The following is a 20,799-nucleotide window of genomic DNA, read 5'->3' as shown; positions in this document are numbered from 1 at the left end:
ATTTTAAAATCAAAACTATATACTTTTAAAGATAAAAATATATAATAAATGTAGAAACGAAAATTTATGAGCAAGGAAGTTGAAGAACATGACATTAACAATGGGCTTTATTGGATTTGGAAAATCAGCTAACCGTTATCACCTACCTTATCTAAAGACACGTAATAATATAAAAGTAAAAACGATTTTTGTACGTCAAATAAATGAAGAATTAGCGGCTCCATATGAGGAAAGAGGTGTTTACTTCACTACTGATTTGGACGAATTGTTGAATGACAAAGAAATTCAAGTCGTGACGATCTGTACGCCAGCACATACGCATTATGAATTAGCAAAAAAAGTTATACTAGCCGGAAAATCAGTTATCGTTGAAAAACCATTTTGCGATACAGTAGAACATGCGAAAGAATTATTAGCTTTAGGACGAGAGAAAGGTGTAGTCGTTATGCCTTATCAAAACCGTCGTTTTGATGGTGATTTTTTAGCTGTAAAGCAAGTAGTTGAACAAGGATTCCTTGGTGATATTATTGAGATTGAATCACATATTGATTATTTCCGTCCTGGTTCAATCACTCATGAAGCTCCAAAAGAAGAAGGTTCATTTTACAGTTTAGGTATTCATACGATGGACCGCATGATTTCACTATTCGGCCGTCCAAATACAGTGACATACGATATTCGTAATAATGAAGTGGAAGGTGCGGTTGATAACTATTTCGATGTTGGTCTACATTATGGAAATCAGTTGAAGATTAAGCTGAAAACGAACCATATCGTAGCGAAAGATTATCCACGCTTTATCGTTCATGGAACAAATGGATCATTTATTAAATACGGTGAAGATCAGCAAGAAAATGATTTGAAAGCGGGGATTATGCCTGAGAGTGCAGGGTTTGGTGAAGATTCACCGATGTACTATGGAGTTGCTAAGTATCGTAATGCAAATGGTGACTGGATTGAAAAACAAATTAAAACACCGCTTGGTGATTATGGTCGTTTCTATGATGCAGCTTATGACACAATTGTAAATGGTGCACCAAAACTTGTGAAAGACGAAGAAGCGGTAACGAATATTGAAATCTTGGAAAACGGATTTGCTGCCCCATCACCTTCAGTCTACAAACTTGAGGCTTTACATTTGAATGAATAGAAGCGAGTATGCAGTATAAAGGAGGTATGGAAATGGCAAGCGGATCAACACAAGTAAAATACCTCGGCATTTATCAAAAGATTAAACAGCAAATTTTAGACGGTGAATATAAAATCAATGAAAAAATTCCGAGTAGCCCCGTCCTTGCTGAAGAATTTGATGTTTCAGCACTTACTATTAAAAAAGCGCTGGATCTGTTAGTAAGAGACGGCTACATCATCCGCCGGCGCGGAAGTGGAACAGTGGTGCAAGATTGGCGTCAGCAGGAAAAGGCACGAATGATTCAAACTTTAACAGGTACGAAAGCTGTTTACGGCAGTGAGGTAGAAAGTAAAATTATCGAGTTTGCGATTGTTGGTGCTGATGAAGTAGTTGCTGAGAAATTGGGAGTTTCAATCGGTGATTTCGTCTATAAAATCATTCGCCTCCGCATCATTCACAGCATTCCGACGATTATGGAGCATACATGGATGCCAATTTCGGTTATCCCAGGTGTTAAGGCTTCTGTTTTAGAGGAGTCGATATACTCACATATTCAAAATAAACTTGGTCTTGAAGTAGGGACATCTGTTGTCAGGGTTAAAGGAATTCGCCCAGATGATAGGGAAAAGCAGTTTATGAACTTAACAAATCAGGATTTCCTCATGCGAGTTGAACAAGTAGCTTACTTAACGGATGGACGAACTTTTGAATATTCTTATGCAGATCATCTACCGGAAACCTTTGAGTTTGAAACAGTCATTACGGCAAAAAATTATAAAGAGACATAAAAACTGGTTGAGGCAAGTATTGTCTCAACCTATTTTATGTCTTCTACAGTTATTATTCATCTGCTGTAATCAGCATGGATGTGTTCCCGGTTTTTTCAAGATGAACTTCTCCCCAGGAACAGAGGGAATCGAGTATAGCTCCTAAAGACGAACCGTAATCCGTTAAAGAGTACTCTACTTTTGGTGGTACTTGGTCATATACTTTCCTTTGGATTACACCATCTTCTTCTAGTTCCCGTAATTGTTGGGTTAACATTTTTTGCGTAATACCAGGCATTAAACGTTTTAATTCACTCGTTCTTTTTGTTCCTTTTTTTAAGTGACAAAGGATAACAACTTTCCACTTTCCGCCAATAACTTCTAAAGTCGCTTCTACAGGAATATTGTATGTCTTCATAAAAAAACTCCTTTGATGAATTTAGATTACAGTTGTGAGCCTACATCCGTTGCAATACTAAAATTATTTCTTTTTAGTACCTATAACACTTTAAAGTGTGTACTATTTATTGTGCTAAATATCGGTCATAATAACCGATGTAAGAGAGAAATAAGCAGAATGGCACTTGAAAATGCATATGTTACTTTTTAGTACCTATAACACTTTAAAGTACGTACTTTTTATTAGGATGAATATAATCCATAATAGCACTTGTAAGCAAGAAATGCGTGAAATGTGCTTTGAAGGAGCCATCATGCTATGGGGAATTTTACATGAGAATAATTTGTTGTGTTATTAAAATTAATCCAAGACTTAACAGTTGATTAATTGAACTGTAAAGTTTAAAATTACAGTAAGATTTTTAAAAGTGAGTTGTTAACGTCTGTAAAATGTGGCATGAATAATAGAGATAAATGAAACATTGCTGAATAATTAACATTATGTGAATTTGATTCTAAACTGTAATTTTTTTTAATACATTTCAATAAGCGATATTTAAAATGTACGTTTAATAACATTAAAGGAGTGAGTTAAATATGGTAATTCTATATACAACAGCAAGCTGTGCTTCATGCCGAAAAGCGAAAGCATGGCTTGAAGAGCATCAAATTGATTATATTGAAAAAAACATCGTATCAAATTCTATGACAGTTGATGAGCTTAAATCGATTCTTCGTTTAACTGAAGAGGGGGCTACTGAAATTATTTCAACTAGATCCAAAACTTTTCAGGACTTAAATATAAATATTGATGAGCTCTCGCTAAATGAATTTTATACATTAATAATTGAGCATCCACTAATGTTGCGTCGCCCGATTATGCTGGATGAAAAAAGATTGCAAATTGGTTTTAACGAAGAAGAAATTCGCAAATTTTTACCACGTAGTGTCCGAACATTTTTAAACATTGAACTGCAAAAGTTGGCTAATTAATAAGTAATAGTATGAAAGAGAAATTTTTTGAAAGGAGGAAACTGAAGGTGATAGAAGTATGCGTTACAGTTAATTATAAAGACAGAAACTATCAAACAAATGTCATTGTGAACAAAGATACGATTTGGACAAAAATTGAACAGTTGGCAGAAGAACAAGTGAAGAAACAGTGGGGTTTTTAAACTTAATTATTTAAACAAATGAAGTTATATGCTAGAGATTATAACTAAATTCAAAATTTTTCAGGTATTAAATATAAATAAGAAATTTTCTTGAAAGGAGGAAGCAGAAGATGATTGAAGTATGTGTTACAGTTAATTATAATGATAGAAATTATCAAACAAATGTTATTGTGAGTAAAGATACGATTTGGAAAAAAATTGAACAGTTGGCAGAAGAACAAGTGAAGAAACAGTGGAGTGTTTAATTTTCTTTTTAACTTAAAAAGCTAAATGAAGTTATCAGATATAGGTGGGACGGGATAGAATATAAGGGAATTAATTTTTTATGGCAAGAAGCATTCCACATGTTTTAACGTTCTAACCAATCTGTAATATTTATGGCTACAGTATGTTAATATATGAGAAACAATATTTTTAATCGTAGGAGGAAAATCATGAACAGCGACTTTACCTTGGCCATTCACAGTTTAACTTATTTAGCTTTACAGCCAGACCGGATGTCAACAAGTAATGCTATTTCAGAAAGTGCAGGTGTTCATCCAGTACGCATTCGCAAAGTACTAAGTTTGTTAAAAAAACATAAGTTTATACAATCGAAGGAGGGGACTGGTGGCGGTTTTATTTTCGCTCGCGATTTAGATGAAATTAATCTTTGGCATATTTATCAGATAACCTCTGAAGGTGCTTTGCAGCCGAAGTGTCCGGAATCAAACAATCAGTGTGTTGTAGGTTCGAACATGCGAAAAGTTCTTTTCGCTATTTTCTTAGGTGCTGAAGAACATCTAGGTGAATACTTAAAGAATTATACAATGAAAGAAGTTGTTGACCTTATCAATCAAGAGCGTTAAGCGGCTTAATTATTATATAGCCGTGAGTTCTTAATACTTAAATGTAATGAAAAATATTACAGTATAATTTGTTTTTATATCTTTTTTATCGTCACAAAAAATATTTATAGGAAGGTGAAACGGTATGATGTCAAATAATAATCATGTTTTAAAAGTAGGAGATTGGGTTCGTGGAATATCAAATGAAGGTGAATTAATAGTTGGTTATATTGTATCACTTGATGATGTAGAGGATATAGTTACAGTTAGTATTGTGAAACGTGACGGCCAGTACACAATAAACGAAGCGATTTTACTCTTTAGTAAACACGTTAACAAACTCCCTGAATCAAAGGTAATAAATAAGGAACAAATCCTTTATCTTATAGATCTTGCATTATTAACAGGGGATGAAGAATGGTTTATCGAGCTTTCTTCAAAATTAAACTCGATAAACGAGCTAGTTAATGGGGGAGTTTAATTTTTTAGCTTATGCCCTAATCAATAATATCCTCTCTTTTGTTGCATCTTAATAAAAAAGAGGATTGATGTTATGAAAATAAGATTAACAATGGTTAGCATCATATGTCTGTTTAGTTTTTTATTACCATGCATTTCTGCTCAAGCAATTGTAGAAAAGGAAAATGATATAAACAGAAATTTTGGCATAGATTTAACCGGTTATGAACTTTATTCGTTTGGAGACTTTAACCAATTAGATTATAAGATAACGCCACTTACTCAGTTGTTTTTAGGGATAGTGCAAACAGAAGGTGAGTGGATTAATGAACCACGATTATATATTAAGGGAAATAAAGGTTATTTTCATCTTTTGAAAGCGGACGGTACGAATGTTCTTTATACCGTTGAAAAGAGCGGGGATTTTTGGAGGATTATAGATGTAAAAAGAAAGAAAATCAACAGAATACCTGTACCCAAAAAACTTTTAAAAGAAGTAGTAATTGAGCTCTTATTGGAGCCGATAAGCAAAGAGGTTGAAAACTATTATAAGGAACCAAAACTTTGGTATCGAGGTTCTGAAAAAATACTTGAAATAAGAAAAGATACAACAAACTATACTTTTTATGTAACTGTTCAAATTCAAACTTTTGAGGGTGCACACAATCCGCCTTATGGAGAGGACACAATTACTTTTCGCATAAAAGGAAATGATCTAAAAACGATTCATTACAAACATAGAGATATCTCTGAAGAAGAGTCGAACAAACTAGAATTAAAATGACATTGAAGTGATTTGTTTGTGAATCCTTGATAACGATAATTATGTAAATGAGCTGTCCATATGGGGCAGTTTTTTTGTTTTTTGCTCAGTGTATTTTTAAAAAAATGTATATGAATTCAATATTGATAATATATATCCTAAAAATTGGTTTTTGTATTTTGTGAATCTCTTCTTTTTGTCTACATTAATTATTTATTAGAATATCTTTTGTGTTTAAAATAATTTTTTTTGATAAAAGGGGATATAAGTATTTTTAGAATGAGTCACCTAGAAGGACAATATATAATTGTATATTTTTACTAACTAATTCAGCTTTACGCGATAAAAACAATGGCTACATGCTAACTGTAAAATATTATCCATATAAAATTATTCTGCTTTAATATTTCTGAAAATATAAAAATATTAATTTTATAAATATACACGTTATAATGAGGGCGTCGAGAGAAATTTTATTATCTCTGGAGAAAATATAAAAAATGCGATTCTTAGTAAGAAAGGTGTGTGATTAGAGGCGAAATGTATGTAATGTGCTTCAGTGGCTTGTGTAAGCAATATCATCAGTGCTACCGAAGTTATGAAAGTAATGTATAGAATTGAGAAAGAAATGCCTCGCAAATGAAGAGAGGCCGGTTTAGCTAAAATTACTGTTAAAAGTAAAAAAGAGAAACCATTAAAGTAATACACTGTTATTAGAAATGTTGCAACGTATTTATGAAGTCTATTCTATATTGTTCTCTTAAGGGGTCTTTATATAAAGAGCGGATACTTTGAGTAAACTTTTTTGTGAACGCTAACAATTATATTAGGACGCTAACTAGCGAATGTTTCAATTTGGATTCATTATGATGAAGGACATACAATGTGGGGCAACTTGTAAGGAATTCATTTTCCGAAAAGGGAATATTTGTTAGATGCAAAGAGAGATGTAGGAATAGATACAAGGGGGAGTTATTATATGAACGGGAATACTGCAAAGAAAATAGAAGTTCAAGCTGAAAATACCGCACTAAAAAATGAGCAATATGCAGATCCGAAAAAGTGGCATAAGCAGGATACTACATGGGCACTCAGTCTATTTGGAACTGCAATTGGAGCAGGGGTGCTCTTTTTACCGATTAATGCAGGTTCAGGTGGTTTATTATCTTTACTACTAATTACATTGCTTGCATATCCAGTTATGTACTACTCACATAGGGCACTTGCTAAAATGATATACGCTTCTAATTCTGCTGATGAGGGGATCACAGGTACAATTAGAGAGTATTTCGGAAATAAAGCGAGTATCATTTTTAACATCGTATATTTCGGTTCAATTTATACAATCGTACTAATGTATTCGGTTGCGCTTACAAATACTGCAAGTAGTTTTATCGTGCATCAATTGCACATGGCAGAACCTCCAAGGGCTATTTTATCACTTGTATTAGTTCTTGGTCTTATCGCTATACTAAATTTTGGTCAAGATATTACTGTAAAGGTAATGAGTATGTTAGTGTATCCTTTCATAGTTTCTCTACTTTTTATCGCAATATCTTTAATTCCACAGTGGAATACGTCAATGCTTAGTTTTTCAGCTGTTTCAACTGCTTCAACAGGAACAGGCTATTTTGGGACGATATTGATGATTCTACCAATTATCGTATTCTCATTTAATCATTCACCTATGATTTCATCATTTGTTGTGAAACAGAGAGCTACGTATGGAATCGAAGCCACTGATGCTAAATGTGCGCAAATACAAAAGGTTTGTTATATCATGACATTCGCTGTTGTTATGTTCTTCGTTTGGAGTAGCGCATTGAGCTTGACTCCAGATGATATAAAAATGGCAAAAGAACAAAACTTATCAATTCTTTCATATCTTGCTAATGAGCTTAATTCGCCTGTAATCACTATTGCAGCTCCAATTATTGCTTTTGTGGCTATTACAAAGTCTTTCCTTGGCCATTATATAGGAGCATTTGAAGTAATGCGTGACATGATTATTAAGTTCGGTAAATCACGTGGAAAAGATATTGAAGAAAAAACAATTAAGACAATAATCCTTACTTTTGTTGTATTATCATGCTGGTTTGTTGCTTATACAAATCCAAGTATTCTTGGACTTATTGATTCTCTAAGCGGTCCTTTAGTTGCTGCTATCTTATGTCTATTACCGATGTATGCGATTCAAAAAGTACCAGTACTAGCTAAATACAAAGGGAAAATGAGTAACGTATTTGTTATTATTGTAGGTGTACTCACAGTTTTAGCAAGTATTAAGTCATTATTCTAATTCACTACTGTTGGTTTTAGTATCAAAATAATTGGATCTGAGAAAATAAGGAGCAAGTTTTGAATAGTTTTTTTCAAAACTTGCTCTTAAAATATTCTAAGGAATTAATTTTACAAATAAGTTTATTCATATTAGTCATCTAGCGTTTTGGTCATATACTCATCCAATATTATCAAGACCTAAATCGAAAAATTTTAAATATCAAGCGCCTAACGTATTATATATCCCTAATATGTTAGGCGCTTTTATTTTGGATAATAAATTTTGAACCTAAATTTGAATAGTATATTTCTCTATTTGATACTTATTTAATATTGTAAAATTTGTATTGAAAATTCGAGGTTTTAAAAGTATTATATACATATTCAAACATTTGAAGATGTATATGATACTTTTTGAAATTGAGGAAAAGTAACGGAGGGATTTCAATGGGAAACGAAATGCAACAATTTAAAGCAGATTTCTTTAAAGCCTTAGCACATCCTTTGCGAATAGGTATCTTAGAATTATTGTCAGAAGGTGAAAAAAGCGTAAACGAAATTCAAGATATTCTAAATAAGGAAGGTTCAGCTGTTTCTCAGCAATTAAGTGTACTACGTTCAAAAAACATTGTTGTTGGTAGAAAAGATGGAAAAAGAGTTTTATATTCTTTACGAGACCCTATTATTGTGGATTTATTGGTGGTTGCACGGAAGATTTTTAACAACCATTTAATCGATACGATTTCAATGTTAGAAGAGCTAGATGAAGCAGAAAGTGAAATGATGTCCAAGGAGGGATAGGTTGAGTATTGAGGTTAAGAAAGAAGATATCATCCAACATGGGATTGAAACATTTCGCTCATTAGGAGCTCATTACGTTTGTGAAGTTTGTATAAAAAGTGGAAATTCTTGTTGTTTTTCATGCCAACATTTACAAGATGGAGTTGGATGTCAAAAAAGAAATACTGCTTGTACAGCTTGGTTATGTGGAATTCAAGGTTTTTTATTTGATCAAATAGGATTACTGGATGAATGGAATCGTTTTTGGAATGAAATTCCAGGACAAATGTTTCGTAGAGATATTACTCCAGATAAGGTAAGGATTAGATCGTTTATTGATACAAAGAAGCTAGATAGTCGAGCCGGAGAACGTCTAGCAGAAAGATTGAAATCCTATGTACAACAAGGTGGAGATATAGGTGAATTGGAGTGTCATTTAAGTAAAACATATAGTAAATATTAGGGTGTTTTTTATTTTTGTGAAAAGGACAATTTTCTGTATAAGGGACCGAGAAATACATTTGTAATCCAGATCTATTAAAAATAGAAAAGAAGGGTTTGTAATGAGAAAGTTATTTACAGGAAGGTTTGAAGGATATTCATTAGCACATTTTCAAAAGGATCTTCTTTCAGGAATGATTGTTGGAGTTGTTGCGATTCCACTTGCTATGTCTTTTGCTATAGCCTCTGGTGTTAAGCCAGAGTATGGGATTTATACAACCTGTATTGCTGGAATACTCATTTCACTGTTTGGTGGTTCGAAGTATCAAATTGGAGGACCTACAGGTGCTTTTGTTCCGATTCTTTTAGGAGTTGTAATTACCTATGGATACGAAAATTTACTACTCGCGGGTTTGTTAGCTGGAATTATTTTATGTCTTATGGGAATCTTCAAACTAGGCTCTTTAATTAAGTTTATTCCACGTCCTGTAACAATTGGTTTTACTTCAGGTATTGCTGTTATTATCTTTACGGGACAAATTGCTAGTTTTTTAGGTTTAACAGGTATAAAAAAGCATGAGGAATTTCTAGCAAATTTGAAGGAACTCTTCACTCATATCAGTACTACCAATTTTTATAGTGTTATAACTGCTTTGATTTGCTTTTTTGTTATACTCATAACACCAAAGATTTTACCAAAAGTACCTGGTTCATTAGTAGGTGTTGTTATTTCAACTGTAATTGCAACTGTATTTTTCTCAGGTCATGTACCTACTATTGGTACAGCATATGGCACGATTACAAATACACTTCCTCAGTTTGATATACCAGAAATCACATTAGAACGTATAAAACAGTTAATTGGTCCTGCATTTGTTATTGCGATGCTCGGTGGAATTGAGTCGCTTTTATCCGCTGTCGTGGCAGATGGTATGACAAATAGTAAACACAACAGTAACAAAGAGCTTGTCGGTCAGGGGATTGCAAATATTGTTACCCCGTTATTTGGCGGAATTCCAGCGACTGGAGCAATTGCTCGTACAGCGACTAATATTAAGAGTGGGGCTGTATCTCCGATGTCGGGTATTATTCATGGGGGATTTGTGTTATTGACACTTTTACTGTTAGCTCCATATGCTTCACATATTCCTCTTGCTAGTATGGCTCCCATTTTAATGGTGGTAGCTTGGAATATGAGCGAACAAAAACATTTTTATCACATACTCAAAATGAAGACAGGAGATTCCCTTGTATTACTAGTAACATTTTTACTTACTGTATTTACTAGTTTAACAACAGCTGTGGAGATCGGTCTTATTTTAGCTGTTATTTTGTTTACAAAACGTATGAGTAATATGCTTGTTATATCTAAAGTGCTTCCTGATCATACAAAAAAGAATGAAAAATTGTTATCGCATGTGGTAAATAAAGCTCATGATTGTCCACAAATTAGTATTTATACAATAGAAGGCCCATTATTCTTTGGGGCTGCTCAAACATTTGAACAAAATATTTTAGCGACTATTCATTATAAACCTAAAGTTTTAATTTTACGTATGGGAAAAGTTCCTTTTATTGATACCACAGGAGAGTCTTACTTTAGGAATATTGTTCAGCACTTCAAAAAACAAGGTGGCGTACTTCTTATTTCTGGAATTCAATCAGAGCTAAAAGCCAATCTAGATAAGAATGGATTGTACGCTGAGATTGGGAAAGAAAACTTTTTTGATCATACAGGGGAAGCAATTAATTGTGCTTTAGGACATCTGAATACAAAAAAATGTATAGGGTGTAAGCATTTTGCTTTTCATGAGTGTACAGGGCTTTCTCAGCAATCGCAGGAAATCAATACAATAAAGAATAAAGTAAATGCATTAGATTTTTAAAAATTTCACTTCACATACAAAGTTTGTTTGATTTAATCTACTTTTTCATCATTTTATTAAAAAATAGAGAAGAAGAAAGTTTGCTTTGGAGAATGTGGAGAAGATTTTTTACAAGGTGTGAACAAGTAGTTTTTTTATACATTCAACAAATAAGTATCAAACAGTAAGAAGAGAATATTTTCCGTATATTTAAACGGAAAAGGGAAATTAAAAATAATATTTATTTAATAGAATACACGAAAACGAGTGGAGGAAATAAAAATATGTCTAATTTACCAAATTGTCCAAAATGTAATTCAGAATACACTTACGAAGATGGGAATCTTTTTGTTTGTCCAGAATGTGCTCATGAGTGGACTTTAGAATTAGAAGCTGAAAATAGTGAAGATACAAAAGTAATTAAAGATGCAAATGGAAATATTTTAAACGATGGTGATTCTGTAACAGTAATTAAAGATCTTAAAGTAAAAGGAACTTCATCAGTTGTAAAAATTGGTACAAAAGTAAAGAGTATCCGATTAGTTGATGGAGATCATGATATTGATTGTAAAATTGATGGTTTTGGAGCTATGAAATTAAAATCTGAATTTGTTAAAAAGGTATAAATACAATTTTGTTACATCAAAATTAGTTTGAAGTTAATGAATATACACTGTTTTTCAGCTGTACCCCGTGCCCAACAACTTAAGAATTTCGAATTACCTTGAAATGATAAAATGAACTTTTGGTTATGATTCAGCAGATTTTTTTGGGGAGTACCATGAAATTTTAGCTGGCTAGCAATATAGTACAGCCGAAATATTTGAAATAGCTATAAGACTATTCTTTCGATGGTATGATGAAAGATATGGAAAAGGAATAGGTGTCAATCAGAGCTCAATATTAATCTTGACCATTAGTAACAAAAACCACCTCTCATAAAGGTGGTTTTTCAGTATTAATATATTTTAATTAGTCACGTCTAAATGGCCCTTTTGGAGCAATTAGCTCTAAATTAGTACCATCTGGATTACGGAAGTAGGCAACTCCTGTACCAAATCCAGATTTCAAGCCGTTTTCTTGAAAGATAATTGGTTCTCCATATGGGTGCTATCTTATGCCCATCAGGCTAACAAAATGGATTGCCTCTGAAACAAAAAAATGATTTTTATTACTATAAAAAACGTAAAGTATCTGTTTTTAGAAAAAATTAATTTTTATAAATTGATGGAGATATAACTCAATTCTTTTATATATTTAGTTAAATATGATTGTCAGAATGAACTTAAAGTAATTATGATTTCTAGAAATGCGAACTGATGTTTTGAATTGGTTTAAAGTTGCTAGAACAAAATAAAACCAATTGAGCAAAAAAACTTGCAAAAATAAAAAGAGAGATGTATATTAATTGATGTATCAATAATTGATATATCAATTAATATTTTGACAAGAAAGAAAAGGAACATTTTATGAAGGAAATGTTCGTAAATATCAGTGGAGAAGAACGCAAAATACTTATTCATGTTCTATTACAGATGCAAAAAAATGTAGAGAATATTAAAGAATAGAGAGTGTAGGGGGCAGAATAGTGTGGAAATAATCGCAGCTATTTTAGTCGGGATCGTAGCATTAGAACATTTGTTTATCATGATCCTTGAAATGTTTTTTATTGATTCAAAAGTAGCGAAACGTGCTTTCAAATTACCGAAGCATTTAGAAGGAGATCGAAACGTAGCCATTATGTTTGCAAACCAAGGTTTATATAATGGATTTTTAGCGGCTGGTCTCATTTGGGGACTTGTACTTGGACTCAATCCAATTGGTTATATGGTCCAATTATTTTTCGTGATTTGTGTGGTGGTAGCAGCTATTTTCGGAGGTTTCACATCTAATAAATCAATTATTGTGAAACAAGGACTTCCAGCTGTTTTAGCACTGGTTGCCCTTTTATGTATGATATAGAATCAAAGTTTCTCAATAAAAGAACTCATTTTTGAAAAATACGCTATTCTTTCTGTAGAATTATAGGAAAGGATGGCGTTTTTGTATGTCTATTTCTGTATCTGATGAATTACAACCATTGAGCAAAAAAGTTAGTGATTAAAAATATTATTCTTTAGTACATACATTTTTAAGATGTTAAATATATTTCATAATAGTCTCTGTAAGATAGGGATAAGTAGAATAGTACTTTAAAGTACCTATAGCACTTTAAAGTGCGTACTTTTTATAACTTTGAATATCATTCATAATAACACCAGTAAGAAGAAAACAAGATTTACGGTACTAGTTACCAACGATGTTACAGCAGTTTATTTAGAGTCAGATTGATTGAAAGGTTGTACTATATGGCCTAATAATTTCGGGAAAATGTCGGTGTGGCATAAAACAATTATGGAGGTTAAAGATATGAGTACTTCAAATTTGAATGAAATAAGTAAACAAATTTTAAAAGAGGAGGAAACGCTTCAATTTTCCTCTTTTACAAATGAAGATGCCTTGCAACTAGGTTTATTTATCGTTGAAACAGCAAAGCGAGAGGGGAAATTGATTGCTGTTGATATAACGAAAAATGGTGTGCAATTATTTCATTTCAAGATGACAGGGACAAATGCGGAAAATACGAAATGGATTGAGCGTAAAAAACGAGTCGTTTCCCTGCATGATCGTAGCTCGTATTATATGCAGATACAAAGTGAAATAACTGGAATTTCATATAATGAAAAATATCTTTTAGATACTTCGGAATATGCTGCGTTTGGTGGATGCTTTCCTATCAGGATAAAAAACGTAGGGGTTATTGGAATGATAACAGTTTCAGGATTACCACCAGAAGAAGATCACGAATTGGTAGTAAGAGCAGTTAAAAATCATTTGAAGCAATAGTAAAAGTAAATGTGATGGTTAAGTAAAGCCAAAAATGAACATATTATTGTTCGTTTTTGGCTTTTTATTATTTTTTCTTATAGTGAGGCTAAGGGGATTCTTTTACAGGTAGTACTTAATTGTGCACTGTTCTTTGAATTGCATCGTTTTGTTCGAGTAAGCGAAATTGCTGTAATTGAACCTGCTCTAAATTAATGTGAAATTTGGTGATTAAAGTAGCTACATTTCATATTTGTGTAAATATGAAACAAGCAGGATACATGAATAGAGAATGGGTAAAATAATACCGAATGATCACTAGATTGTATCAATGATGCTATAAGAGTTTTTTTAGGTAAACTGAAGCAAGAAGCAGTGGTTTAGATTCAGAATGACTAGCAATTGGTGTTATGGTGTTCGATGGTTCAAAAATGAACTCATTTCAACTCATATTCTCTTCGCAATGTATCATTTTGAAGAATATTAAAACTTAGGAGGAAATGAATTATGACAAAAGATTTCTATACTGCACTGAAAGAAAGACGTACTTACTACGGAATTAATAAAGAGGTACAAGTATCAGATGAAAAAATTAAAGAAATCGTGGAGTTTGCTGTGAAATATACTCCATCAGCTTTCAATTCTCAAACTGCGCGATTAGTTGTATTATTTGGTGAAGCTCATAATAAATTATGGGATATTACAACTGAAACATTAAGAAAAGTAGTTGGAGATGGAGATTTCTCAGGAACGCAACAAAAAATGGATTCTTTTAAAGCTGGTTATGGAACAGTACTATTCTTTGAAGATGAGGCTATCGTTAAATCGCTTCAAGAAAAATTTGCTGCATATGCTGAAAACTTCCCAATTTGGTCACACCAAGCATCAGGTATGCACCAATTAGTCGTGTGGACAGGTTTAGAAGCAGAGGGATTAGGGGCATCTTTACAACATTATAATCCATTAATTGATGATGAAGTAAAAACAGAATGGAATGTTCCTGCTAATTGGAAACTGATTGCGCAAATGCCATTTGGTAATCCAACGGCTGCACCAGGAGAAAAAGAATTCCAACCACTTGAAGAGCGTGTGAAGTTTCATAAATAATAAACATTATTCATAAGGAATGAGTAAAAAGATTCTAGTTATGAATTCAATCACAAGTGTAACGATATACATTAAAAAAACACGAAGACATTTAAGTCTTCGTGTTTTTTTGATTCATTTTTGAAAGTGATAAAGGAGTATAATGGTTTTTAGTTAATTAGAATAAAAATAATCTTATAACTGTATGTAAGAATGTGTGATTTTACAACCTTTTCTATGATAGAAAAGGATACTACGTTAGTAAATGTAAAGGGTTAGAAATTATGGTTTATGGGTTACTTTTTTGTTCCTATGGAACTTTAAAGTGCGTAATTTTCTTTATCGTTAATATATATCATAATGGTATTTATTAGTTGGTTTTAGCGTTACTCTGTTGTTGATGTGATTTTTTAACATTACAATGATTAGAATCAGAATTATCGAGTAGATCTAAATGATGATAATTTCGATTTTTAATTCAGTACAGAGTCCAGTAGCTACATAATTTTCGTTTATCCCGCTATTTGCCGGGCAGTAAGACCCCCACTGATTAAAGTTTCACTTTATACTCTTTCGAAAAAAGGGTGGATCTGCTTATTTTCTGTTAAAGATAAGAGAAGTGAACCACAATATAAACGTAATTATTTATTCCAACGTAAGTCAATCATTTAGCACATGAATTTGGAGGGATCTATATGCATATGCAATTAAAAGGAAAAACAGCACTGGTTACTGGATCTACGGCAGGGATTGGAAAAGCAATTGCCACTTCATTAGTAGCGGAAGGAGCTACTGTACTTATTAATGGACGCCGTGAAGAAAATGTTAATCAAACGATAAACGAAATTCAAGCGCAGTATCCGGATGCTATCCTTCAACCCGTAGTAGCTGATTTAGGAACAGAAAAAGGGTGCCAAAATGTGATTGAAAAGTACCCTGAAGTAGACATTCTTATTAATAACTTAGGAATTTTTGAACCTGTAGAATATTTTGATATTCCTGATGAAGATTGGTTTAAATTGTTTGAAGTCAATATTATGAGTGGTGTTCGACTTACTCGCTCGTATTTAAAACAAATGATTGAAAGAAAAGAAGGAAGAGTCATCTTTATTGCTAGCGAAGCAGCTATTATGCCATCTCAAGAAATGGCTCACTATAGTGCGACTAAAACGATGCAACTCTCACTTTCTCGCAGTTTAGCTGAGCTGACGACAGGAACGAATGTGACTGTTAATACTATAATGCCTGGTTCGACTTTAACGGAAGGAGTGGAGACTATGTTAAATAGTCTTTATCCTAATGAGCAATTGACAATAGAAGAAGCTGAGAAGCGATTTATGAAAGAGAATCGACCAACCTCTATTATTCAAAGACTTATTCGACCAGAAGAAATTGCCAATCTTGTCACTTTCTTAAGCAGCCCACTTTCTTCAGCAATTAATGGTTCCGCGCTGCGAATAGACGGGGGATTAGTACGTAGTGTGTTTTAAAAAATTAAAAACAAAATAATATTCTGTTGAAGGTAAAGATGGTAAGGCAAATGAGTTGTATTTTATCTATTAATGGAAATATACAAAAAGCAAATTGCGACATGCAAACAGCCGAATTTTCTACTATAAGAAAAATTCGGCTGTTATTTTTTTACTTGTTGTAAAGGAGTGAGAGCATTTAGCGTTGTGGCATCTCTTAAGAAAAAGATAAGACGAAGCGATCCCGCTGTTATTTTCCAACAACAAACATTTGTTATTTGTATTACTTAGTGAAAGTTACCAAACATTTTTCAACACTATTTTCCCAATTGCTTTATTTGACTCCAAATATTCATGTGCTTGAGCAACTTCATCAAACGTAAAAGGTTTAGAATCTAGCAATGGTCGAAGGTGTCCTTCTTCTACTATTTGCGTTAGTTTAGTTAAAATTTCCCCGCAAGCGTCACGTTTATCTGTATGTAATATTTTTAACGCCATAAAAGTAACGTGCAGAGAGAGTCCTTTTGCGTGTAAAGGAGAGAGGTCATGGGTTGAACGAGCAGCGATTGTTACGACGGTTCCATTGACCGCAGCAGCTTCAAAAGAATGATCGAGATTCTTGCCGCCTACTGTATCAAATATAACTTCAAATCCGTTTCCGTTCGTATGTTTTTTTACATATTCTTGAACAGATTCTTCTTTATAATTAATAGCTATGTCGGCTCCTAGACGATGGGCGATGTCTATTTTGCTTTGCTGAGAAGCGGTTGTAAAAACTTTAGCGCCTGCCCATTTAGCTAGTTGAATGGCTACGTGTCCTACGCCACCAGTAGCTCCATGAATGAGAACATTTTGACCAGGTTTAATATTTGCACGATCAAATAAAGATTCCCAAGCTGTAATTGCAACTAATGGTAGAGCAGCTGCTTCTTCCATTGTTAAATTTTTAGGTTTGTGAGCAATTAATCGCGCATCAGCAAGCATAAATTCTGCAAGTGCACCTCCAGTTTCTTTAAAACCTCCGGCACATCCGTATACTTCATCCCCTGATTTGAATTTCGAAACACCTTCTCCTACTTCAATAACAATACCAGCTACATCGCCGTGTAATATAGCTGGAAACTCAGGAGCGACTGCTGAAACGGCACCACTACGCATTTTTGTATCGATTGGATTTACACTTGTTGCTTTTACATCGATTAGAACATGACCTGGTAAAAGTTTTGGTTTTGAAACTTCTTCTAATTGAAATACAGATGAATCCCCAAAAGAATGGATAATTTGTGCTTTCATAGTTTATACCTCCTGTTTGTGGTTATAGCATAGCAAAGTGCGAAAAATAAGTATAATATTTTGAATTTGGTTAGTGAGAATTTTACATAAAGAAGGGGAAAGTACGTGAAATAATGTAACGTACTTGCAAAAGCAACGGTACAGCTTTTTGAAGAAAGGATAGATGTTATTTTTGCAGCATGATTTATTATTACTCACTTAGTATAGGTACTTTAAAGTGCCTACATCACTTTAAAGTACGTACTGTTATTCATGTTATGGCCGATTTATAATAACACTCGTAGCACAAAGAAAGTTATAACGATTACAATCGGCAACAATGTGGTGTTGCAGTGTTGCTTATGAATTTTGAGAAGAAATATGAAAAGTATAGATTTATATGAATGAAGGAAAGTGAGTGAAACACATGGAAAAGTTTGCGAATCATTTTGGATATAATCGTATGTTTGCGAAAGATCAACTTACATTAGGAGTTCACATTCCGATTGAAAATTATCAGTTTCATGCTCCAACGATGGAAAAACAAGTAGAGTTAGTACAAAAAGCGGAACAATACGGTTTTACAGGTGTATGGCTTCGCGATGTATTGCTGCAAGACCCTGATTTTGGTGATCCTGCAACAGGTCAAATTTACGATATGATGATTTATTTGACGTATTTAGCAAGCAAAACAGAGAAAATCGCATTTGGAACGTCGGCAACTGTATTGTCACTTCGTCATCCATTGCGTGTGGCGAAAGAAATTGCTACATTGGATCAACTATTTCCAGAAAGAATTATGCTTGGCATTTCATCCGGTGACAGACGTGCTGATTTCAAGGCGTTAGGTGTTAGTCATGAAACACGAGGTGAAAAGTTTAGAGAAGCGTTTGCTTACTTGGAAGAAATTTTGTATAAAAACTTCCCGTCTATCCAGTCGACACTAGGAGAAGTTCATGGTGCGAATTTAGTTCCAAAACCGTCTAAGCATATTCCAACCTTTATTACAGGTTTTAGTCAGCAAAATATGGACTGGTTCGCTGAACATGGAGATGGATGGATGTATTATCCACGTAGTCCAGTACATCAAGCGGGAGCAATTGGACAATGGAGAGAACTAGTAGAGGATTATCATCCAGATGTATTCAAACCATTTATACAACCGATGCATTTAGATTTATCTGAAGATCCAAATGAACGTCCTACACCGATCCGTTTAGGTTACCGTACAGGGCGTAAGGCACTAATTGAATTACTTGATATATATATAAATATTGGTGTGAATCATTTATTCCTTGCTCTATTTGATGGTCAACGTCCAGCTGACGAAGTATTGGATGAGCTAGGAGAAGAAGTACTACCTCATTTCCCAGCATTGTAAAGGAGTGTAAAGAATGAAAGCAATAGGACTTATGCAATATGGAGATAAAAGTGTACTACAAGAGATTGAAATGCAGAAACCGCTATTGGGAGACAACGATATACTGATTGAAGTATATGCAGCTGGTGTAAATCCTGTGGATTGGAAAATACGTGAGGGTTTACTTCAAGACGTAATTTCCTATGACTTCCCGCTCGTTTTAGGATGGGATGTTGCAGGTGTAGTTGCTGCTATAGGAAAAAACGTAACAGCATTTAAAGTGGGGGATGAAGTATATAGTCGTCCAGATATTGAACGAAATGGTACTTATGCAGAGTACGTGGCTGTAGATGAGAAGTATGTAGCGAAAAAACCGAGAAATCTATCTTTTGAGGAAGCAGCATCAATCCCTCTAGTAGGTTTGACAAGTTGGCAAAGTTTAGTGAAATTCGCTAATGTTCAAAAGGGTAATAAGGTTTTAATTCATGCTGGATCTGGCGGGATTGGTACGTTTGCTATTCAGCTAGCAAAAAGCTTCGGTGCACATGTTGCAACTACGACTAGTACGAAAAACATACAGTTTGTAAAGGATTTAGGCGCTGATACTGTCATTGATTACAAAACAGAAGATTTTTCTTTGCTTTTGCATAATTACAATATTGTATTTGATGTGTTAGGCGAGGATGTACTAAAGGATAGTTATAAAGTACTTGCACCAAATGGAAAGTTAGCGTCTATCTATGGTCCGAAAGGTATGGAAATTCCGCAAACTGAAATAGCAAGAGAGAAACATATTCAGAGTGACCATATATTTACTGAACCTAACGGATATGAACTTTCTCTTATTACAGAATTAATTGAGGGCGGGAAGATTAAACCTGTTGTAACACATGTGTTGCCTTTACATGTAGAAGGCGTAAAAAAAGCACACCACATAAGTGAGTCAGAACGTGCTCTTGGCAAAATTGTATTGAAGAAACATTAGTAAAGTATGAGGTTTTAGAGACAATATTTTGCTAAGTAGCGAATGAGCTTATATATTCTATTCTAGCAATTGTTTTAAAAGGGAGAGAACAAATGGATTCAATGACATTTCTTTTATTCGGAGCGACAGGGGATTTAGCGAAACGCAAAATTTACCCTGCTTTATATAAACTATTTAGTAATCAAAATATACCACAATCTATTTCGATTATCGGTATTGGCAGAAGGGCAATGTCAGATGTGGAATTTCAAACAAAGATAGAACAATCCCTTGCTACATTTTCTAGAATATCTTCTGATGACGAATCAGGAGTAGAAGAATTTATTAGCACATTTCGTTATTGTCAATTAGATACAGCGAATATAGTGGGCTATCAAGATTTACTGAGCCTTGTAAAAAAGCGTGAAACAGAATTAAATATTTCTGAAAACCGTATGTTTTATCTATCTGTTGTACCAGAAGTATTTGATGTGATTGCTTTAAATATTAAAGAGAGTGGATTGTGGACTACAAAAGGATTAAACCGTCTTATTATAGAGAAGCCTTTTGATTATAATGTAACGTCTGCTCGCGAGTTTAACCGAAAATTAATTGAAGATTTTGACGAAACTGATATTTATTATATTGATCATTATCTTTGAAAATGAATGGTAACTAGGAATACACTTAGAAAAGTATTACAAAATAAATAGTATTTAATTCAAGACATTTTTATTGACGATAATAATTTATGTGGTTAATATACTAGACATAGGATTACTTAATTACTAAAAGTAATTAGATATAAAATATTTCGTTAAGCTCTATAAATAAGTAAGTTGCAGTAGAAATGCTTTGAATTGCCACTATTAATATTGGGGACAATGAGAGAGCG

22 protein-coding genes and 1 pseudogene are annotated in these 20,799 nt (G+C 33.5%); 20 read left to right on the top strand and 3 right to left on the bottom strand.

Features of this window, described 5'->3' with window-relative positions; genetic code table 11:
- Positions 1–88 precede the first annotated feature (88 nt).
- Both ACUXVC_RS17080 and ACUXVC_RS17075 read left to right on the top strand, forming a co-directional pair.
- On the top strand, positions 89–1,150 hold the full coding sequence (locus tag ACUXVC_RS17080) for an oxidoreductase (RefSeq protein ID WP_144465778.1): 1,062 nt from the start codon (positions 89–91) through the stop codon (positions 1,148–1,150).
- Positions 1,151–1,182: 32 nt separating this feature from the next.
- The gene (locus ACUXVC_RS17075) at positions 1,183–1,920 is read left to right on the top strand and encodes a GntR family transcriptional regulator (RefSeq protein ID WP_000146276.1); all 738 of its coding nucleotides are present in this window, start codon (positions 1,183–1,185) and stop codon (positions 1,918–1,920) included.
- Positions 1,921–1,972: 52 nt separating this feature from the next.
- Here the strand turns inward: ACUXVC_RS17075 and ACUXVC_RS17070 are convergent, their stop codons facing one another.
- A complete protein-coding gene (locus ACUXVC_RS17070; RefSeq protein WP_000860831.1) occupies positions 1,973–2,317 on the bottom strand; it encodes a winged helix-turn-helix transcriptional regulator in 345 nt (114 codons plus the stop codon).
- A 578-nt stretch (positions 2,318–2,895) separates the two neighbouring features.
- Here ACUXVC_RS17070 and spxA point away from each other — a divergent pair.
- The 11 genes from spxA (at position 2,896) to ACUXVC_RS17015 (ending at position 11,514) form a co-directional block, all read left to right on the top strand.
- Positions 2,896–3,291 carry a transcriptional regulator SpxA gene (spxA, locus tag ACUXVC_RS17065; protein ID WP_000236189.1) on the top strand — a complete coding sequence of 132 codons (396 nt, stop codon included), beginning with the start codon at positions 2,896–2,898 and terminating at the stop codon, positions 3,289–3,291.
- A 47-nt stretch (positions 3,292–3,338) separates the two neighbouring features.
- Positions 3,339–3,473, top strand: a complete 135-nt coding sequence (locus ACUXVC_RS17060) for a BA3454 family stress response protein (protein ID WP_000573515.1) — start codon at positions 3,339–3,341, stop codon at positions 3,471–3,473.
- 110 nt (positions 3,474–3,583) lie between these two features.
- Positions 3,584–3,718 (top strand): BA3454 family stress response protein, encoded by a 135-nt coding sequence (locus ACUXVC_RS17055; RefSeq protein ID WP_098127966.1) that lies wholly within the window; start codon positions 3,584–3,586, stop codon positions 3,716–3,718.
- 189 nt (positions 3,719–3,907) lie between these two features.
- A complete protein-coding gene (saiR, locus tag ACUXVC_RS17050; RefSeq protein WP_001083465.1) occupies positions 3,908–4,321 on the top strand; it encodes an Rrf2-family transcriptional regulator SaiR in 414 nt (137 codons plus the stop codon).
- A gap of 124 nt (positions 4,322–4,445) precedes the next feature.
- Positions 4,446–4,781 (top strand): IDEAL domain-containing protein, encoded by a 336-nt coding sequence (locus ACUXVC_RS17045; protein WP_000987464.1) that lies wholly within the window; start codon positions 4,446–4,448, stop codon positions 4,779–4,781.
- 72 nt (positions 4,782–4,853) lie between these two features.
- On the top strand, positions 4,854–5,543 hold the full coding sequence (locus ACUXVC_RS17040; protein ID WP_446025783.1) for a DUF3888 domain-containing protein: 690 nt from the start codon (positions 4,854–4,856) through the stop codon (positions 5,541–5,543).
- Positions 5,544–6,501: 958 nt separating this feature from the next.
- Positions 6,502–7,821 carry an aromatic amino acid transport family protein gene (locus ACUXVC_RS17035; RefSeq protein ID WP_001014163.1) on the top strand — a complete coding sequence of 440 codons (1,320 nt, stop codon included), beginning with the start codon at positions 6,502–6,504 and terminating at the stop codon, positions 7,819–7,821.
- Positions 7,822–8,249: 428 nt separating this feature from the next.
- Positions 8,250–8,603: an ArsR/SmtB family transcription factor gene (locus ACUXVC_RS17030; RefSeq protein WP_000526188.1), complete on the top strand. Its 354-nt coding sequence runs from the start codon at positions 8,250–8,252 to the stop codon at positions 8,601–8,603.
- A 1-nt stretch (position 8,604) separates the two neighbouring features.
- Complete coding sequence (locus ACUXVC_RS17025) at positions 8,605–9,045, top strand: hypothetical protein (protein ID WP_000021459.1); 441 nt, start codon at positions 8,605–8,607, stop codon at positions 9,043–9,045.
- A 100-nt stretch (positions 9,046–9,145) separates the two neighbouring features.
- Positions 9,146–10,909, top strand: a complete 1,764-nt coding sequence (locus ACUXVC_RS17020; RefSeq protein ID WP_029442866.1) for a SulP family inorganic anion transporter — start codon at positions 9,146–9,148, stop codon at positions 10,907–10,909.
- 263 nt (positions 10,910–11,172) lie between these two features.
- Positions 11,173–11,514, top strand: coding sequence for a zinc ribbon domain-containing protein YjdM (locus ACUXVC_RS17015; protein ID WP_000067658.1), 342 nt, complete (start codon positions 11,173–11,175; stop codon positions 11,512–11,514).
- Positions 11,515–11,860: 346 nt separating this feature from the next.
- On the opposite strand, the pseudogene ACUXVC_RS17010 reads toward ACUXVC_RS17015, so the two are convergent.
- Positions 11,861–11,995: pseudogene (locus ACUXVC_RS17010) on the bottom strand (VOC family protein); the annotation flags it as partial.
- A gap of 483 nt (positions 11,996–12,478) precedes the next feature.
- Here ACUXVC_RS17010 and ACUXVC_RS17005 point away from each other — a divergent pair.
- The 4 genes from ACUXVC_RS17005 (at position 12,479) to ACUXVC_RS16990 (ending at position 16,329) form a co-directional block, all read left to right on the top strand.
- Positions 12,479–12,850, top strand: coding sequence for a DUF1304 domain-containing protein (locus tag ACUXVC_RS17005; RefSeq protein ID WP_000402473.1), 372 nt, complete (start codon positions 12,479–12,481; stop codon positions 12,848–12,850).
- A gap of 408 nt (positions 12,851–13,258) precedes the next feature.
- Entirely contained in the window at positions 13,259–13,774 is a 516-nt protein-coding gene (locus tag ACUXVC_RS17000; protein ID WP_135277567.1) for a heme-degrading domain-containing protein, read from the top strand.
- Positions 13,775–14,260: 486 nt separating this feature from the next.
- A complete protein-coding gene (locus ACUXVC_RS16995) occupies positions 14,261–14,860 on the top strand; it encodes a nitroreductase family protein (RefSeq protein WP_098126514.1) in 600 nt (199 codons plus the stop codon).
- 674 nt (positions 14,861–15,534) lie between these two features.
- Positions 15,535–16,329 carry an SDR family NAD(P)-dependent oxidoreductase gene (locus ACUXVC_RS16990; protein WP_000551091.1) on the top strand — a complete coding sequence of 265 codons (795 nt, stop codon included), beginning with the start codon at positions 15,535–15,537 and terminating at the stop codon, positions 16,327–16,329.
- A gap of 276 nt (positions 16,330–16,605) precedes the next feature.
- Here the strand turns inward: ACUXVC_RS16990 and ACUXVC_RS16985 are convergent, their stop codons facing one another.
- Positions 16,606–17,601 (bottom strand): zinc-dependent alcohol dehydrogenase family protein, encoded by a 996-nt coding sequence (locus ACUXVC_RS16985; protein ID WP_016080867.1) that lies wholly within the window; start codon positions 17,599–17,601, stop codon positions 16,606–16,608.
- Positions 17,602–18,007: 406 nt separating this feature from the next.
- On the opposite strand from ACUXVC_RS16985, the gene ACUXVC_RS16980 reads away from it, so the two are divergent.
- From ACUXVC_RS16980 to ACUXVC_RS16970, 3 genes are all read left to right on the top strand, one after another.
- Complete coding sequence (locus ACUXVC_RS16980) at positions 18,008–18,961, top strand: LLM class oxidoreductase (protein WP_446025782.1); 954 nt, start codon at positions 18,008–18,010, stop codon at positions 18,959–18,961.
- A gap of 13 nt (positions 18,962–18,974) precedes the next feature.
- Positions 18,975–19,925 (top strand): NADP-dependent oxidoreductase, encoded by a 951-nt coding sequence (locus ACUXVC_RS16975; protein WP_098126515.1) that lies wholly within the window; start codon positions 18,975–18,977, stop codon positions 19,923–19,925.
- A gap of 92 nt (positions 19,926–20,017) precedes the next feature.
- Positions 20,018–20,566, top strand: a complete 549-nt coding sequence (locus tag ACUXVC_RS16970) for a glucose-6-phosphate dehydrogenase (RefSeq protein ID WP_098126516.1) — start codon at positions 20,018–20,020, stop codon at positions 20,564–20,566.
- The last annotated feature ends 233 nt before the right edge of the window (positions 20,567–20,799 follow it).

The sequence above is a fragment of the Bacillus sp. N6 genome (assembly GCF_052805735.1).
The sequence above is the reverse complement of the archived record's forward strand: the minus strand, read 5'-3'. Positions and strand labels throughout refer to the sequence as shown.